The 16,935-nt window shown below is 40.6% G+C and carries 17 protein-coding genes; 11 read left to right on the forward strand and 6 right to left on the reverse strand.

All coding sequences use genetic code 11. From position 1 onward, the window contains the following. Window positions 1–405 precede the first annotated feature (405 nt). The 3 genes from GTH32_RS18070 to GTH32_RS18080 form a co-directional block, all read right to left on the reverse strand. Window positions 406–1,278 carry an EamA family transporter gene (locus GTH32_RS18070; protein ID WP_163088407.1) on the reverse strand — a complete coding sequence of 291 codons (873 nt, stop codon included), beginning with the start codon at window positions 1,276–1,278 and terminating at the stop codon, window positions 406–408. A gap of 302 nt (window positions 1,279–1,580) precedes the next feature. Continuing rightward, window positions 1,581–2,774: an MFS transporter gene (locus GTH32_RS18075; RefSeq protein ID WP_163088409.1), complete on the reverse strand. Its 1,194-nt coding sequence runs from the start codon at window positions 2,772–2,774 to the stop codon at window positions 1,581–1,583. Window positions 2,775–3,245: 471 nt separating this feature from the next. After that, window positions 3,246–4,619, reverse strand: coding sequence for a hypothetical protein (locus GTH32_RS18080; RefSeq protein ID WP_163088411.1), 1,374 nt, complete (start codon window positions 4,617–4,619; stop codon window positions 3,246–3,248). Between the two features lie 533 nt (window positions 4,620–5,152). Between GTH32_RS18080 and GTH32_RS18085 the strand changes: the two genes are divergently transcribed. Both GTH32_RS18085 and GTH32_RS18090 read left to right on the forward strand, forming a co-directional pair. Continuing rightward, on the forward strand, window positions 5,153–5,512 hold the full coding sequence (locus tag GTH32_RS18085) for a helix-turn-helix domain-containing protein (RefSeq protein WP_163088413.1): 360 nt from the start codon (window positions 5,153–5,155) through the stop codon (window positions 5,510–5,512). Next, window positions 5,513–6,073 (forward strand): ImmA/IrrE family metallo-endopeptidase, encoded by a 561-nt coding sequence (locus GTH32_RS18090; protein ID WP_163088415.1) that lies wholly within the window; start codon window positions 5,513–5,515, stop codon window positions 6,071–6,073. Window positions 6,074–6,368: 295 nt separating this feature from the next. Here the strand turns inward: GTH32_RS18090 and GTH32_RS18095 are convergent, their stop codons facing one another. Continuing rightward, entirely contained in the window at window positions 6,369–7,151 is a 783-nt protein-coding gene (locus tag GTH32_RS18095; RefSeq protein ID WP_163088417.1) for a BRO-N domain-containing protein, read from the reverse strand. A 198-nt stretch (window positions 7,152–7,349) separates the two neighbouring features. Here GTH32_RS18095 and GTH32_RS18100 point away from each other — a divergent pair, with 198 nt between their 5' ends. Both GTH32_RS18100 and GTH32_RS18105 read left to right on the forward strand, forming a co-directional pair. Continuing rightward, on the forward strand, window positions 7,350–8,786 hold the full coding sequence (locus GTH32_RS18100) for a GIY-YIG nuclease family protein (protein ID WP_163088419.1): 1,437 nt from the start codon (window positions 7,350–7,352) through the stop codon (window positions 8,784–8,786). A 294-nt stretch (window positions 8,787–9,080) separates the two neighbouring features. Next, window positions 9,081–9,791 carry a DUF4760 domain-containing protein gene (locus tag GTH32_RS18105; RefSeq protein ID WP_163088421.1) on the forward strand — a complete coding sequence of 237 codons (711 nt, stop codon included), beginning with the start codon at window positions 9,081–9,083 and terminating at the stop codon, window positions 9,789–9,791. Window positions 9,792–9,963: 172 nt separating this feature from the next. Here the strand turns inward: GTH32_RS18105 and GTH32_RS18110 are convergent, their stop codons facing one another. Continuing rightward, entirely contained in the window at window positions 9,964–10,626 is a 663-nt protein-coding gene (locus GTH32_RS18110) for a recombinase family protein (protein WP_163088423.1), read from the reverse strand. A gap of 159 nt (window positions 10,627–10,785) precedes the next feature. Between GTH32_RS18110 and GTH32_RS18115 the strand changes: the two genes are divergently transcribed. From GTH32_RS18115 to GTH32_RS18145, 7 genes are all read left to right on the forward strand, one after another. After that, window positions 10,786–11,619: a hypothetical protein gene (locus GTH32_RS18115; protein WP_163088425.1), complete on the forward strand. Its 834-nt coding sequence runs from the start codon at window positions 10,786–10,788 to the stop codon at window positions 11,617–11,619. A 97-nt stretch (window positions 11,620–11,716) separates the two neighbouring features. Continuing rightward, complete coding sequence (locus GTH32_RS19805) at window positions 11,717–11,911, forward strand: helix-turn-helix transcriptional regulator (RefSeq protein WP_163088427.1); 195 nt, start codon at window positions 11,717–11,719, stop codon at window positions 11,909–11,911. Between the two features lie 103 nt (window positions 11,912–12,014). After that, window positions 12,015–13,055, forward strand: a complete 1,041-nt coding sequence (locus GTH32_RS18125; RefSeq protein WP_163088429.1) for a hypothetical protein — start codon at window positions 12,015–12,017, stop codon at window positions 13,053–13,055. 54 nt (window positions 13,056–13,109) lie between these two features. Next, complete coding sequence (locus GTH32_RS18130; protein ID WP_163088431.1) at window positions 13,110–13,784, forward strand: GIY-YIG nuclease family protein; 675 nt, start codon at window positions 13,110–13,112, stop codon at window positions 13,782–13,784. 489 nt (window positions 13,785–14,273) lie between these two features. Next, complete coding sequence (locus GTH32_RS18135; protein ID WP_163088432.1) at window positions 14,274–14,993, forward strand: hypothetical protein; 720 nt, start codon at window positions 14,274–14,276, stop codon at window positions 14,991–14,993. 227 nt (window positions 14,994–15,220) lie between these two features. Continuing rightward, window positions 15,221–15,421, forward strand: a complete 201-nt coding sequence (locus GTH32_RS18140; RefSeq protein WP_163088434.1) for a hypothetical protein — start codon at window positions 15,221–15,223, stop codon at window positions 15,419–15,421. A 585-nt stretch (window positions 15,422–16,006) separates the two neighbouring features. Then, complete coding sequence (locus GTH32_RS18145; protein ID WP_163088436.1) at window positions 16,007–16,606, forward strand: restriction endonuclease; 600 nt, start codon at window positions 16,007–16,009, stop codon at window positions 16,604–16,606. Here the strand turns inward: GTH32_RS18145 and GTH32_RS18150 are convergent. Beyond that, window positions 16,598–16,935 (reverse strand): ATP-binding protein (locus GTH32_RS18150; protein ID WP_163088438.1); only part of this gene is annotated, 338 nt, incomplete at its 5' end. The two genes, GTH32_RS18145 and GTH32_RS18150, sit on opposite strands and share 9 nt — an antisense overlap.

Consider the following 16,935-nt stretch of genomic DNA (forward strand, 5'->3'; position numbering starts at 1 on the left):
GAGCAATGGCTAACTTTAACCACACAATTTGAAACCTGCTTTAAGCAGGCAGCTGGCAAAGTGGTACACCTTGAACAGTATGCCCACAATCAACATCAACAACGGGTACAGGGACGACAAAACGCCAAGCGATTACTGGGGTAGCGGTGCATCTAAATAACCAATTCGCTAAATTTACCCCCCCTTTTACCACCACTTCACGCTAGTGAGCAAATCCCTTAAGCGAAAATAAGGCTTACACGCACATTCACAATTACTGACAATCCCCAACATAGATAAAGTTACCTACATTAATAACGCCTAAGAATGCGCTTCTATTTAAAGTTCTTCTATTTCTAAATATGCCTGTCATTGTAAGTTAGTCACTGTAAGTTAATTGTAAGTGTAGCCGGTACACGAGCAACGCTATGACAAGATTTCAATCTGCTTTTGTTTTTGTGTTATCGAACTACCTGGTGTGGCAATTACTACCAAAGCCACAGCAACCCACTGCGAAACCGTCAGCGTTTCATCAATAATAATAAACGCTGCGACCGCTGCGATAGCGGGCTCTACGCTCATCATTATGCTAAAGGTTTGCTTTGGCATATTGCGCATGGCTTTCATTTCCAACGTATAAGGAATGGCAGAAGAAAAAACGCCAACAGCAAATCCTATAAAAATAGCTTGGGGGGTAAGTAAAACGCTACCTTGACTCATAACTCCAATAGGTACAATACAGATAGCCGCCACCAGCATACCTAAAGTGACGGTAACACCGCCTGAGCCTTCGTTGCCCGTTTTACTACCGAAAACAATGTAGCCCGCCCAAAAGGCTCCAGCGGTAAGTGCTAGAATAACGCCGATAGGGTCAAGGCGTTCTGCTGACTCAGCCCAAATATCAGGAAGTAACAAGCAAACCCCAGCTACGGCCAATAGCGCCCATGCGAAATCGCGCTTCTTCCTAGCGCTGAAAAACGCAACGGCTAGAGGGCCCGTAAATTCAAGCGCGACGCCTATACCAAGGGGGATACGAGCTATTGCTAGGTAAAAAATTATATTCATTGCGCCTAAGCATATACCGTAGAAAATAATATTACGCCATTCTTTCGTTGAAAGGCGTGCTTTCCAAGGCCTAAAGATAACGGTAAGAATCGCAGCGGCGAAGAATGCACGAAGGGCGCTGGTACCTTCTGGGCCTGCAATAGGGAAAAGTTGTTTCGCAAAGGATGCTCCAGTTTGAATGGTTATCATCGCCAGCAAAACAGCGGCTACAGCAAGTAAAAAACGTTGATTCACAATATGTTGCAACTCTAATGGAAAAATGAATTAAATTTAGCCTTAAAACAAAACGGTTACCTATAGACACTCTAACTAAGACAGGCATTTTTAAAACGAGAAAAGTAGCAGGCAAGACTGCTTTGTATGTCGTTAATTATACAGGTAAATCCACCTAGTTGGAGGATAGATAATAAGGGGCTTGTATACACTGTGTGCCACCGTCAAGCCGTGAACGCGAACTTTCACCGATTGACGGCGGCCTTAAGTCTTTTTATATGCAGATTTTATGACTGTCTTATTTGGTCTTATTTAAGTGTTGTTTAAGTGGTGGCAAGTATGGGGGTGCGGTTACGCAGTTGTAGGTAGCTAAGCGCCCACATAATAAAACCACCGAAAAACAGCATAGCCGATGCATAGCCCGTTTGATTGAAGCTAGCACCTGATGCCAGCATTGCACCACCCACCATAGGGCCAATTGCATTCGCAGTATTAAACGCGCACTGTACGAGCGCGCCTATCATAGCGTGCCCAGTAGGTGAAACATCTAACAGCATCGACTGGATAACCGCGGCCAGACCAACACTGGCGCCTAATAGGAATACTGTAATATAAAGCCACCAAATATCTCCAGCTGCAAACACATACATGACAGACACACCAATACTGCATAATAATGCAATACCTGTAGTGCTAATAGGAGATTTATCTGCAAGTTTACTGATAAACCAATTACCTATGGTGGTACCGATACCAAACATCATCATGGCAACTGAAATGGTCACTTCTGGCGAATTAGTAACATTAATTATGGTATCGGCAAGGTATGTGTAAATACAAAAAACGCCACCAAAACCAACAAATATTATTCCTGAAATTGACCATACGAGTTTATTTTTAAGAACGCTAAACTCTTCGCGTAACTTCGGCGGATTGGTAACTGGGCTGCTTGGTACCGAGATATAGATAAGTGCAATAGTTACGAGTGCAAGCACCGCCACAAGGGCCATACATACTCGCCAACTCATATTTTGCCCAATCAACGTAGCCATGGGTACACCAACAATAGTAGCGATAGTTAACCCAGCAAACACCATTGACATATAGCTGGCTCGTTTACCAGCGGGAGCCATATTAGCTGCAACTAATAAGGCAGTTCCGAAATAGGCGCCATGAGGTAAACCAGACAGCACACGGTAAAATACTAACTCAGGTAAGCTGGAGGCAATAGCGCTTAAACCATTAGCTACGCAAATCATGGCCGCAAAAATGATCAATGCAGTTCGTCTATTGGTTTTGTTAGTAAGTAACATAAAAGTGGGTGCTCCGATAACAACACCTATTGCATACCCACTAATTACATTGCCAGCCATCGCTGGCGTGACAGCGAAACTTTGAGCAATCAGAGGCAACATCGACATAGATGAAAACTCTGTGAGCCCTAAAACAAATGTGCCAAGAGCCATAACTAAAATTGGCCAAATTACGGCGCTTCTGTTTGAAGGTGATTCAGACATAAAAAACCTTAAAGTTTGATGACGACACATCAATCTGTGTCCCATCGATAACAATTACATTGTGAGAACATGTGCAATAACAAAGCAGAAAGCGTAGTTTAGCTAGCGTTCGATATTACAACTTGGAGTAGGGATATTTTGAATCAATGGAGCACCGAACAATAAAAATGGGTACTCATATTAATTTATGACTTCTTATTAAGAGGATTATACGCTACTAAAGCATGATAATTCTATTGCTCGCGCCACAGATTGCCTACTTTTATCGCTCAAATAACACTGTTTACTTTCTATTTACTCACTAGTAATAAAAAGCTCCATTACTACTAAACAGGACAGGCATGTTTGTGTAGAGGCAAATGTTTTATGACTGTCATGACTAGCCGAGCATTGTTTACACTGCTATGACTGTCTCGTTTATAGTCTCGTTTATAAAGGTACGTTTATAAAGGTATTAAAAGAGCGCGATGGTTAATCTGCTTCGCGTACTTCCAATGCTTCAATATTTATAATAGTAGAACGGTTTAATGTTATTTTGAATCGCTGCACTTGCTGCCGCTTTTGCTTGTTGGTATGCATAAGCACAACGTTTATTTGATAGCGTCGTTCAACCGCTTGTTTGGAGATTTTATTGTTCTCTAGTGAATAAAGCCTACCTTCGCCTTTTTTAAGGAAACGAACAAAGGGAGTAAGGTTAAAGTAAATACGTTGCTGTATATTATTGTATCCAGGTAAAAAGTCTTTTGCATTCACCTTGGTATCACTTCGAAAATGAAGTAACTGTGCAGCCTGTTTGTTTTGTTGTCTTCGGGTTTGATATAACCTATCAACTTGTTTCGGCAAATCTCTATTACGAATGTATTCAAGCCAAATGGTTTGTGTTGCAATTCTGCTTTTATTTACGCTGTGGCTGTAAATGATTTTCCACTTTGGTAGACCTTTTTGAATACGTCGCCAAATAGCCCGAGTAATATCTTCCTTAAATATTTCTCGTAACCCGTAAATAACACCAAGAATTCCCACAAAGGCTACCGTCACTTCGGTAAAATTAGTGCGAGCGTTTAACACTAACACCATTACAGCCGCCATAATCACTGCTGTTACCGTACCTTTTACTAAACGGTTTAAATAGGTGTTAAGGCTTTTTGTTTTCTTTTGAAATACCACGCCATATTCAATCAAGCGTTGCAAAAGCCGCATCTTATTCGTAATGCGGTTCGGATCGTCTAACGTAATTTGCGAGTTATATTGGTTATCTGCACGGTACTGGTTTTCTCGTTTGCAAAAGTTGAAAAGAAACTTTCGCTCGCTCGCATAATCACTACTTTTTGGGGCAGAGGCGAGTAATTTTAAAAAAGACTGTTCAACCTGCCAGCTCAAATAGTTATCTGCATTTTCAAAATACGCCCGTAACTTTTCATCAGAAGGAGTGTAGCGCCTAAGCTTTTTCAACAAATCTGAGGTTTGCTCTGCTAGCACGATAGCTTGGGGGTAAAGCTCTTTAGTGTCTTTAATTTTAAGCGTTTGCTTAATATCGATATCTAGCGCGGTGCGAATTTGATACGAGTATAAATTTAAATTTAAGCGGTAATCGCTTTGTTCCCCTTTTTTCTGGCTAATAAAGCGACTACGGACCAAAGGAACATGTAACTTATCGGAATTATAGGCGCTGTGGTTTTGAATGCTATGGTGGAAATACTGTTCTTCGGTAAGGGTTTTAGAGCTAATACCCATTTCATCAGGCAGCGAAAAAAATAGGTCAAGACGCTGATGATCACTCGGTAGTAGCTGATAATCGACTCTTAAGGATAGGTTTTCATCTTGCGTGAGATTTATCTTATGCACTTAGGTAATTATCGCCTTTTTAGTTACGGTGTTACAGATTACTACGCAATTTTACGCTTGGATTAATTTGTTTATAAAGATAACGAGATTAATTCCACTTATCGGATAATAGCATTTTCGCCACCATTGGAGGATTATCTACTTTTTTGTAGTGTACCCAATGGTGTACCTAAAAAGCAAAGAAGCTATTGAATCTTTAAGTACGTTAAGCTGTTGATTTTATACTGATACAGACATAAAAAAAGACGCCCTAGGACGTCTTGATTTATTAAATTGGTGGAGCTGGCGGGAAGTGCCACCTAGTTCAGAGGTTAATAATTAACCTATAACTTACAGTTGCTTATAGTTAAGTTCAAATGTTTTTCTATAGATATCGTGACACTTAATCGTGGTACCTAGAACAACTGACTGTATTTTTCTACAATTATGTAGAAAAATATATTTATCTGTTGATTTATCTGTTCTTGTGTATTATTGTTTAAGCGTCTTGAGTGTGGTCACGAAGTGTCTCAAGGTAAAACGGGAGAAGAAAAATGGCTGTTACAAAGTTTGGAAAAGAATTGAGAATACTGAGAATGGAGCGCGACTTAATTCTCAAAGATATGGCTAACTCTTTAGGTATTAGCTCTGCATTGTTATCTGCAATTGAGTTAGGAAATAGGAAGATACCTAAAGGTTTAATTGAAAAATTAAAAAGCCAGTATGATTTAGACGAAGCATTTGTGAATAAACTACATCAGCTGGCTATTGAGAGTGAGCAGTCGATAGAGTTTGATTTGAATGGCGTAGATGAAGAAACAACAAGGTTTCTAACAACATTTGCTAGGCATTATAGAGAGGAAAGCGGTAGAGAAAAGGTAAAGGCTCTCATGAGAATGCTTGAGGACGATTAAATGACATATAAGAGGAAATTGGGCTTTGAAGTTCCGCCGTTATCTCAAAAAGATATTGCCAACAAGTCCCTTAACTTGAGAAAGAGTTTAGATGAACATGCAATATTATCTTTTTCTGAGAAAAGAGTCGAAATGGCAAGGGTTCTTGAAAGAATGGAGCATCATGAGTTAATTACGATGCAAATAGTACCCAACAGCATTCTTTCTGGAGTAGAGGCTGATTGTCGTGGAACTCACATAAGAATATCTGAGAGTGTTTACGACAATGCGGTTACTGGCTGTCCACGTTCACAGTTTACCCTTGCTCATGAACTGGGTCACGCTGCATTGCATTGCAGTGTAGAGCCTGTTTCCTTCGGGTTTAATCGAAACACTAGTCATGCGATATACAGGGATAGTGAGTGGCAAGCTGATTCGTTCGCTAGCTGCTTTATAGTTCCATTTACACTTTTGGGTAAAGATACTACGGCAGCAAGAATTCAGTCGGAATTTGGTCTTAGTATGACCGCTTCGATATTGAGGATGAAAATGTACAAGCTTGAAAGACAAAGAGCCATTTAAAATGACTCTCTGTTAAAGAAAAACTCCTAGGTTACTGAAGCTTTCCCCTCGGCACCTTATATACAGCGCTCCCTTTCGTTTGGCGACTAAAGATTAGCACTGTTTATCTGGATTGGCAAATTCGGCTTCTAGCTAAACGAAAGGGGTTTGGTATGTACCAACCTAACAAAGTCGTTGACGTCTGTGAGTATTACAGACGTCGATTTGGGCGAATGGAAAAAGTGTGTAAACACAAGCGCTCACTTCCAAAACGTTAATTTATCTTTTATAAAAGGGGCCTGTCGTTGGCCTCTTTTTATATCCGACCGGTTTGCCTCATCATCTCAACTGCTTTCTCGAGTACTATTTCAGGATACTCGTTTATTGAAACGTCTGTGTTAGAGCGTCTGTTCCTTTCAAAACCCGTAAATTCATTTAAAAGTAAATTTTCACACCAACTTGCAACCTCAGATTTTTGACTATGTGACGCATCGAGCTTTATTTTGGATAAATAATCACTAGCCGTGAATAAGCGAAGCTTTTTAGTCGTATTTTCCTCTAATACGTTGAGTCGGTCATCGATTGTAGTGACAGCATCTTTGACCTCCATAACGTCTTGTTCGAGCAATTCTTGCTTAGCAATATTGTCAGCTAATGCTCGAGTATTCTGTGCTAATAGCTCCGCCATCTGCGCGAGCATAGAACCCTGGTTTCTAGGAGGGGGATAAGTACCAAACTTTGTCAGAGATGGAATTACTTCGTGAAATAACCATCTTTGAAATTTTTTAGATGACTTACTATTATCGTACGACAATAGTCTAAATACACCCGGTTGGGTTATGAATAGTTCATTATCGCCGTCGAAGCGCTTGTTTTCGCTAGGTCGGTAGATGTACTCATCGTCTTCAAAGGAAGAAGTCACAGTCCTTAGCAATGAAGGAATCGAGGCGTCTTTCGATTCCTCACCGAGGTTCACATTGTCATTAGATAGCGTTTTTATCATATCCTTAAGGGAGAAGTAGATAACACCGTCATTTGAGATAGTTCTTATCGGATACTCGCCACTTTCGTTAGAATACTTAATATTTATCAAGTCCATATGTTCTTCCTTCTATGTGCGCAACTCAGTCTACCGTGACCTTCCATGTCGATCTAGTCCTGGGCTTGCAAACTTTCAGCCATCAAGTGCCTCTTTGTATGTCAATAATTACATATATTCCTTATAAAACAAATACCTATGGTTTTTTTCGGTTTTTGGTTACGCTATAAATTGTCGTTAATCGGTAAAGCTAGAAATATGAAAAGATACCTATCCCATTATGAAGCATTTGACAACCCAAGAGTTGCTTTCCGAATCTTCAGTCAGCGATTGAAGAATGCAGAGGCAAAAAGAGAAGTAACTGATGAGTATTTAGAGGACGCTGTTAGGTTATCTGTTAGTGACTTTAAAAGAAAATACGGCACAAGAAAGAGTTACGTAGTTGTGAATAATAACAAGATTTGCATAAATGATGTGTTTACAAGATACAAAAAGCCAACTGTTTCTTACGGAAATTTTAGAGCTAGGTTAAGAACTTACGTTAGTCGGTTGAAACAATTTGGTTTTACACATGATGAGCGCATTTTTATGTGGGCTGCAACCACTGAAAGCAAAGAATGGAGCAGGATTATTGGGGCGGGTAAAGCACAACCATTCAGGTATACGGGTAAGCATTTCACCGATTTTTCGAATAGATATTTTTGCTCTCTTTACTGTTTTCTTTTATTCACAGACCTTCACGAGCGCTTCAAGCTGGTAAGGTCTAGATTGAAACAAAAATGGCCAATAGATAGAGCGCTGCTAGAGGCGAAAAAGAGACAACATCGTAGTACGGGTTTTGTTTATTGCATTACCTGTTCACCAACAGGAAAAAAGTACATAGGGATTACCAGCGGTAGTGTCGCCAGGCGTTTTGACGAACATGTTAAAGAAGCGTCGAGAAACTCTAGCAGACCATTAGCCAGAGCTATCGCTGAGTTCGGGGTACAGTCTTTCACAGCAAAAGCTCTTCATTCGAACGTACCTATCGACTCTCTAGGTGATTTGGAGAAACAGTACATTGCTTCTTTGAATACGCTTTACCCATCTGGTTTAAACGCTAATAGAGGAGGACAGGTAAGCCACACTGCGGGACGAAGTGTGGAAATTGATGGCGTGGCTTATGAATCCTATAAACAGGCTAGCGAGGTAATAAGCGAAAGCTCCGACGGTGTTGTGCCTCCATATATCGTTGAGAGTCGATTACGTGCTGGTGAGGTCGAGCTTAGCGAGTTGCGAAAGCCATGCAGAAGAATGAGTCGACACATTGAGGCTGGTTCTGCGCTCTTCCGTCGATATAAAGGATTGCTGAGAAGAAATGTTTTGTGTGCTCGGTGGACGAACTATGACTTATTCAAAAAAGATGTACTAGCATTCACATCGTTCGACTACATCAAAGTAAACCGATTAATCCTAATACGAAAAAAATCATTTAAGAAATTTTCTAAACAAAACTTTGAGTGGGTGACTAAAGCTGAAGCGACTATTAAGCGCTGCGGTAAGAAAACTGTTGTGTACGGTGTTGAATATGGCTCTGTAGAGGCTGTGTCAAGGTTTTTTGGGGTTCCTGCTAGCACTCTTAGGTATATTGTCAAAAAGAGATCTGTGAGTATAGAGGCTGCGGTTTCCATGATTTTAGATAAATGTGTTAGATGATTATCTCAGAGTAAGAACTTAGATGTTATTAAGAACCGCATGCAGAATTTCTTGTATGACAAAGTGCCGCCACATGTGCGATATTTTGTTGGAAAATGATGAAAACCTGCGTAGTATTCTCGAATGCAATTCTCGTCTTTTCTAAGTTCGAGTAGGTTGATTCCGCTTGATTATGCATTTCATCGCGTAATAACAACAAAAATGTTGAACTAATTAACCACAACTGCATACTAATTAGTACTGGTATTTTCCAGTTTAGGGAGGAAGTTATGATTGGGATTAATGAACAGGACCATGGATTTTAATAACTGGTCAAGCCAGTATTTTGGTGATATTAGTTGGTCTTACGAGTATCTAGCAGAAATACTTGGTGTTGATAGGGGAGCCGTACTGGCTCCCCTTTGTATTTTATTGTCTGCATTAATAGCCTCGGTAGTAGCATCCATATCCATGAGGCATAGCCGAATTCTTGCCCGCAAAAAAAATTCAATGGATTTTATTACTCATTATAACGACTCGGAAAAGATAGATGCCGCTGAAAAGCATATTTTGAAAATCTTCCACACAATTGAAGAGAAAAACTTCTCTGCAGAAGAGTATATGAGATCTTTGATTATCGACGTAGATAAAGCCGATGATAGCGAATTAGCAAAAGAAATTAGACTTGCGAGAAAAAATGTAGGACTGGTACTCAACTATTATGAAAGCATGGCAATCTGCGTGTTCAATGATATTTATGATTCAAGAATCGTCAAGAAAACTATGTACAGTACGGTTAAAACCATCTGGCTGGGCTGTAAGCCATACATTGACGAGAGGCGTAGAGAGGCTAATAAGCCATCATATTACCAAGAAATCGAATTACTAGTTAAAGAATGGGGTGAACACTCACCTAGTAAAGGTCCCCAAGGCTTAAGCAAGTATAAATTTTGGTCACTTTACCTAGCTAAAAAAATTGTCATAACGCCTTGGGTATGGTGCAAGCATCTTTTTAAAAAATCATAACCTCATTGGGCACCGTTCAATAATAACGTATTGACACATCACTAGTCTTTTTTTATTTCTGACTCAAAGTATTCCAGATGTCAAAAAAGTGAAGCCAGCGCTCAAGCGACAGGTGGAGTGATGACAACCCGCGCTACCTGAAACCACCGGCGGCCAGTTCACTTAACAGTATTCAAATGTTGTTGACCCTTCTTAGTATATTGCTAACCGTTTGAGCAGAATAACGTTTGCCATACTGGGTTAATAAATTACTTGAATTTAGACTTTCAGCTATAGCTCTAAAGCTCATGCCAGACTGTCTCATTGGGTATATGAGGGGGTGAACTTTCAATGCATTTTTGTTGGCAAGTTTTTGTTTTTCTCGATTTCGTTGATTGGTTTTATCGCGTAAGCCCCCTAAAATAGCCCCTGAAGCCTTTTTCGCTGCTAACGCTGCTTTCGTCCTCATACTAATAAAATCTCGTTCTTGCTCTGCTAGAGCGGCATAGATATGGAGTTGAAATTTATCTGCATTCGGCATTGAAGCGACTTTAAGCTTCAAAGTTTTGTCTTCCATGAGGGTTGCTATAAATGATACTTTTCTGCTCAACCTATCAAGTTTGGAAACTATCAGTGTCGCGTTGAGTTTCTTGGCTCTCGTTATGGCTTCTGTAAGCGCCTGTCGCGACGAATCGCTGCCGCTGACTATATCAGTGTGTGTTTCTATCAATTCTCCTTCTGAGGCGTAGTTTGAGATGAAAAGGCTGATGTCTCTTTTTTGTGCTTCTAAACCTAACCCTGACCGACCTTGCTCTTTAGTGCTTACTCTTAGGTAAGCGATATATTTTTCGTTCATTTGAGCCCTCAATTAATGCTGTAAAAAACAACAACGGTGGTTGTGTGTTTTACAGTGTAAGCAAAGTCGCTTTAAAAGGCGGGCATTTTTTTTGGTTTTGTTACTTCATTGAATTTTGCCGTTGTGGTAGGTTTCGCTCCAGTTAAAGAAGAGTGAAAGATGAAAAATATTCCGTTTAATAAGTTGGTGGCTCCTGAGCGTGATTACATTGCTTACGAGCTTTCTCCTTTCAGTCCAGAGCTGATAGGCATATATCAACCGCTTAAGAAGAATTATCGAATTGAGCTTCAATACATGGACGCGGGGGAAAGTAGACAGGGGATATCAGACGAACAAGAACTGTTGTCGTACCTTGATGTTCTCAATTCAAAAGTAGATGTCGAAGTGCTACAACAAAAGACCGGCGTACTTGATTATGTCGACTCGTCGAATAGCAAAAAACGTTCGCTCACCCAAAACGATTTCTTACCCCTAAGTCTCAGCCTAGTGCAAAAAATTGTGAAGGGTAAAGCTCAAAGTTGCACTGAATGTGTCGAGATTGCTCTTGGATTTAGTCAAGGAGTTACCGTCTTCTTGTGTACCCATTACACTTTAAAGTTGAATATTAATGACCTATACGTCTCTCGCATTAAATATGACGCTGCTCTAGCGTTGCTTGTTAAACGATATAAAGAGAGTGTGAAACCTATATCAAATTCCTATGTTAGGTTGAAAAACCGAAAAAACCATCGTTTAGACCTATCACCCGTGTTGACAGCGGCTCTCACTTTCACTTTGCGGCATGGTCGTCTGCCTAGAAGAATAGACAGTAACTTAACAGACGAACCGATTCTATGGTCGCTAATGGTCGATGAATTCGGGGCTTTTAAGAACGGTAACGAAGAGGTAATTGACTTTGATGGGGCTCGCATTCGTTATGATGATGTATGGAGAGTCTATAGACAAACAGAGAGTAAGTATTTAGTGCAAGAGATTTGCAACTCTATGAATTGATTGATTTTGTGGATTTTGAGGTGTCCTGAATAATCGCTACCTTCATGCCGGTGCCTGCTTTAGCCTTTTGTTTCACAATGATTCAAAGAGGAATAAAATGGCTAACAACAATCTTCAACTTCCCCTGTTTCTTACACGAAATCAGGTAATTGCTTTAACAAGCTTAAGTCGATCTACCCTATACCGTCTGGAGAGAGACTCCTTATTTCCCAAGTCATTTAAGATGAGCAAGCGTCGCGTCGGATATATGCGCGACGAAGTGCTGATATGGCTTACTGAAAGAAGAGGGTGATATGAAATATTTCCCCTGTTTTCCCCTGTTCCCCCCCTCAATAGAGCCACTTCCCAACTCTTATGCTTGTGTATTATCAACTATAAGAAGGGGGCGCGTTTAAATGCAAAATATGTCGTCTCTTAGTGTCGGAGAGAATCTCTACAGGCTAGAACAGGCCTACGATTCAGTATTGTCTTTCGTTAACGGTGCGCACCTTACTCGATTATATAGTACCTATTATCGTAGTGAATGGGTTATCGCCCAAAGTTACGTTCATCGTAAAGAGTTTAAAGAGTTCGCCTTTAACAGGGCATTATATCTAAAAAAGATGAGGGGAGAGCCTTCTAACCCAAAGCGTGGAAACCTCAGTACGTTGCGAACTATTCCATGTACTAGCTTTCGGTCAACTGAAAAATTTTTTTATAAGCATGACGAAGAACTAACACTTATGTTTGAGGAAATGCATGAATCGGTGAAAGCAGGAAGCTCGGATTTAGCCCACATTGTAATTAACTTTGATGACAAAACGAGTGTTAAAGCTCAGAGCTCTGTTGAAAGGTTTAAGCAGTTCAAGAGTCAAATCTCGAGACTGGCGAGAAGAGCTCTTGGCGGTCATACGCGCGGTTTTTGCGTAATAGAGAAGTCCAAGCGGGATATTGAGGAAAAAGGTGGCACTAAGCCATACAAGGCGCTTCATGCGCACATGCTCCTTGAATGTAGTGACAGCTTGTCCAAAAAAGATATTAGAGACCTTATCAGAAAGCAATTTCGCAGCTCAATTAGGAATATAGATACGGCTATTAGCGTTTACTTCGAATACAAAGTAAATTGTATCGACTCTACCGGCAAAATTAGTAAGTATAAAAGAATTGATTTAGGACTCGTTGATTACTTGGCTAAAGGTCTAAATTCACCAATCGTGAAAGGCTGCGAAAACAAATCAAAGATTGGTCGGAAACTGCTAAATTATAGGGTTAGGCGAGAATGGCGATATAGGCAGTATAAGGCATTGGAAGCTGAGTTTAAGAAGTTAAGCTTTCACATTGTTGATGTTCCGGTTGGGTTCGATTTCGAAGCTCACCTGATTGAGACAATCAATGCGGTAAAGCGACTCCCAGGGTTAATAAAGCCATCTAGGTATCGTCAAGCCAGATTGACCTAAAGGTGCATTCATACTAGGTTAGGAGATAGCCCATATTACGAAAGGACTCTAAATATGTACACGGAAGTTAGATTCTATCTCGCTAACAGCCTTACTCCGGACGTTGTGACAAATGCTAAATATGTCGTCTACGGTCATGAATGTGCAGCAGGGTTATACATTGGTTATACCACAGACCCCGCTAGACGCTGGCAGGAGCATGTTAGGAGCGCTTCAGAGAAGACTGATAGAAACTATAACAACAGCTTCAAAAGTGCGATTAGAGGCTTTCCAGAGGGCTTCAAGCATTTCATTATAGCGGTTGCTTCGACTGAAAAAGTCGCCCTGAAAAAAGAATCCGCTGCTATTCAATTCTATAAGCCTAACCTAAACACCAGAGAACCAAGAACCTCAAGCGAGTACAGCTATCCGTTTAGGGCTTTGAGCGAATCCATAGTCTCCTCATGTGTAATGAAACCAAAAACCAAGAAGACAGAGCTAAATGTGAAAAGTGATTCGGACAGGGTGACAGTGGAAGCAGTAGTCTTTACAGAAGGTGACAAGAAACGTCTTAAAACATTAAGAGCAGAGCCTTTCGAAAGAGTCATGAACATATCTTGTCACAAAGCGTCTCTCGAAGAGTTTCCCGACGGTTCAGTTGTTAAGTTGAAAGCTGCCCCTGCCGGTGGTCCAAAACGAGGAGCATATTTAAAAGCGGCCCGCACTGCGTTAATCACACGTGTAAGGTGATTGAAGTCTTAGGTATAAGCATTCACGTTGGTAGCTATGCCTTCTTAAAAAAAGCGCTCGTCATAAACAAATCTTATACGTAAGCTTTTAGGGCAAAACAAGAATAAGAAGTTCACAACGAAAGAAGTTGTTCGGGTTTGTCTATAGCCTCTGTAGTTCTCTCAGTGGAGCGCAGAGAGATGAATGATAGGGTTGGTTAAGTTACGCTAAGAACGCAATGCAGAGTACATATGAGTCGTTGAGTTAGCGTAACAATAAATATGTATGCATTTTACCCAATGTCTAAATTAGTCTCTGTTAGAGCAAATCTTACAGACTACTTAGTGTAATTAGTCTGCGGTAATACAACATCACTAAAACGACAGCTCTTTGTGTTGCGTACACAATCACTCAGTGTGCTTCCTAGAAACTATCGAGCATGGTGTTTAGGGAGAAAACGAGTATTATTATAAGGTCGGAGCAAAAAATTGTTAGATGATAGGAGGTTAAATGGAAGAACTCAGCTGTAATTGGACACCACAGCTAATAGTGGAGGTGATCAAATCAATTGTGTGGCCAGTTACTGTATTGCTTATTGGTCTGAAATTCAGAACGGTTTTTTTTGATTCTATTAGCAATTTTTTTTCTACCAACACAGTGTCCGAGCTATCAGCTTCGACTTCAGGGCTTTCGGCTAAGTTTGTAGCTGCTAAGCAGTCGATTGGAAGCAAAAAATCCTCTGGTGCGAGCTCCGTGAGCTTGCCCGAAAACATGAGCCTAGAATCAATAGCAAAAAGGCACGAACACAACAGGACGGATTTTAGCGAGGAGACTTTCAAAGCTATAAAAACACATTTGTCGGCCCTGGCTTTATCACCGGAAGAAGAAGTAGAGATATTAGCAAAAGAAGCATCCCTACTTCAAAGTGCGATACGCTACTTTGACATTAATAAAGTTCTATTTCGATCACAGTTAAACCTATTCTTTTCCATGAAAAGTAATTCAGGTTATGCATCAAAAGACGATATCCAAAGTCACTTTTTAGAAGTTAAAAAGTCAGTAGAAAATGCATATACAGATTGGGACTGGATAAAATACATGTCATATCCAGTCAGTGATGGTTTATTGAGTGATGAAAGGGATGGGTATAAGCTAACAACGCTTGGAAGCTCATACGTATCTTTTATGTCCCGTAATCCCCAGCTGGTTGATGAACTCTCGCCACTTTAACGGGCTGTAGTTTAGTAAGTCGCCGCGATTGTTGTTTACGTGAGTAAAAACGCCGAGAGAAGTAACCTTAAAGAATCTCTCTCGTTCAAAATCAGTCAAGTTATCTATCTTATTGCTCTTTTCGAAACACGATTTAAAGGTGTGGTTTTTGCCAATTAATTTAATCGGTCTCAAATTACAAAATCAGATATCTTAAAGTTAGACATTTATCTAAATAAGGGAATGATATGTCATCAGTACACGAATCAGCTTTATACAACGTTATAGTTGCCGCTCAGTCGCTAGGTTATGACCTCGACCAACTAATGAAAAAAATTAACGTCGGAATAGTTGGAAACGAACCGAACTTTGTTGCGAATACAGCAGATAAAACAAAAATCATCGAGGCAGTTAATACTGCGATAAGCGAAGTTAAGAGTAGCAGTTAGCAAGTACCTTGGAGGTCTCGATGGACTTCCTTCTCTAACTTGTCTCAGATAGGCCTTTTGATGTACTTACCCAGGTTTAATTCGCTTAATAGCAAGCCAGACTTTCTTTTCCCTATGAACTCAAGTGAGCCAGCGTTCAGTATAGCCTCTATAACGCTCATTGCGGCGTCTAAATTATTTATGGTCCACTTTGTCGATGCAGAGCGTTAAGTTCTCTCAGATGCTGCTATGAGAGCTTTAAACTAGATGCGAGCCCAAGCTGTACGGTCATTATGAATTTATGCTCATAATCAAAGCCCTAGATATAACGGCTTTGTATGGTGGGTATGGCTTCTTAAAAAAGTTCTTTTAGACTTGGTTCCTTATACTTGTAGAGATGATTAATGAAAAAACCATCTGGTTAGTAGTGGATAGAGCTTTAGATTTGTATCCATATTGGGCCTCAGTGCACTTATGTGCCTCTTAACTATCAAATCAGCACGTACATCAAACTTTCGCGAGAAGTCGCGCTAGCGAGGATTATAGGGCGCTATGTCTGTAACACAAAGGAATGGCCGAAGTCATACACAGGTTAGGGAGACAAGATTGTATACAGTAATAACAGAAAATGACGAGTCAAAATGGGCTGATGAGACTGGTGCGCTTTATCACTTCCCAAAACGATATGAGAAACACCTCATCGCGGGTACTCAAGTCCTTTATTACAAGGGCAAATTAAAAAAAATTCAATACAGAAACGTCCGACTATCTGACAGTCCGCATTATTTTGGTGTGGCTAGGGTTGGTAAGGTGTATAAAGATGGAAAGAGCTCACGAGGTGACTTGTTTGCTACAATTATAGAATACAGCCCTTTCGAGGAACCTGTACTAGCTAAGATTGATGGCGGCTATTTAGAGCAGATACCCGCTTCAAAAAAGGTCAATTATTGGCGAGACGGAGTTCGCCCCATAAACAAGCGTGTTTTTGAATCGGTATGCGATAGGGCAGATATTGTTACGGTTACACAAAGTAACAAGGAAGACTATTCCCCCTTTAATGATGTTGACGGGCGTTTGGAATCCGGAGAAGAGGGTAAGCAGTCAAAGCGGTATATTACTGCGTATTTCGGTGAATCCGAACGGTCGTTTCGGTTTTATCCGATCACTTTTTCTTCTTCTTTTTCGTCCTTGCCAGTTTTACCTTAAGTGATCGGATTGGTCTAGTTTTCTCATCGATTCTCCAGCCAGTTCAATTCGATGACTGTTGTGCAGTAAACGATCGAGTAACGCATCTGCTACAGTGGGATTGCTGATGAGTTTGTACCATTCGGTAACAGGTAGTTGGCTCGCTATGATAGTGCTGGTGTTTTGATAGCGCTCTTCCATTACATCGAGTAAGTCATTAGCTTGTCTTGCACTCATTTTTTCCATTCCCCAGTCATCTAGGATGAGCAGCTTTTTCTTAGCGAGTTGGGCAAGCTGTTGTCGGTAACTTCCATCGGCGTGGCCGATATTCAGCTCATCTAGAAGCTGGC

Source organism: Alteromonas profundi, assembly GCF_010500865.1.
Lineage (GTDB): Bacteria > Pseudomonadota > Gammaproteobacteria > Enterobacterales > Alteromonadaceae > Alteromonas > Alteromonas profundi.

What these genes read in the sequence shown, in the direction of transcription:
- GTH32_RS18075 (WP_163088409.1), bottom strand. Translation starts at nt 2,774, where the DNA reads ATGTCTGAATCACCTTCAAACAGAAGCGCCGTAATTTGGCCAATTTTA.
- GTH32_RS18085 (WP_163088413.1), top strand. Translation starts at nt 5,153, where the DNA reads ATGGCTGTTACAAAGTTTGGAAAAGAATTGAGAATACTGAGAATGGAG.
- GTH32_RS18090 (WP_163088415.1), top strand. Translation starts at nt 5,513, where the DNA reads ATGACATATAAGAGGAAATTGGGCTTTGAAGTTCCGCCGTTATCTCAA.
- GTH32_RS18095 (WP_163088417.1), bottom strand. Translation starts at nt 7,151, where the DNA reads ATGGACTTGATAAATATTAAGTATTCTAACGAAAGTGGCGAGTATCCG.
- GTH32_RS18100 (WP_163088419.1), top strand. Translation starts at nt 7,350, where the DNA reads ATGAAAAGATACCTATCCCATTATGAAGCATTTGACAACCCAAGAGTT.
- GTH32_RS18105 (WP_163088421.1), top strand. Translation starts at nt 9,081, where the DNA reads ATGGATTTTAATAACTGGTCAAGCCAGTATTTTGGTGATATTAGTTGG.
- GTH32_RS18110 (WP_163088423.1), bottom strand. Translation starts at nt 10,626, where the DNA reads ATGAACGAAAAATATATCGCTTACCTAAGAGTAAGCACTAAAGAGCAA.
- GTH32_RS18115 (WP_163088425.1), top strand. Translation starts at nt 10,786, where the DNA reads ATGAAAAATATTCCGTTTAATAAGTTGGTGGCTCCTGAGCGTGATTAC.
- GTH32_RS19805 (WP_163088427.1), top strand. Translation starts at nt 11,717, where the DNA reads ATGGCTAACAACAATCTTCAACTTCCCCTGTTTCTTACACGAAATCAG.
- GTH32_RS18125 (WP_163088429.1), top strand. Translation starts at nt 12,015, where the DNA reads ATGCAAAATATGTCGTCTCTTAGTGTCGGAGAGAATCTCTACAGGCTA.
- GTH32_RS18130 (WP_163088431.1), top strand. Translation starts at nt 13,110, where the DNA reads ATGTACACGGAAGTTAGATTCTATCTCGCTAACAGCCTTACTCCGGAC.
- GTH32_RS18135 (WP_163088432.1), top strand. Translation starts at nt 14,274, where the DNA reads ATGGAAGAACTCAGCTGTAATTGGACACCACAGCTAATAGTGGAGGTG.
- GTH32_RS18140 (WP_163088434.1), top strand. Translation starts at nt 15,221, where the DNA reads ATGTCATCAGTACACGAATCAGCTTTATACAACGTTATAGTTGCCGCT.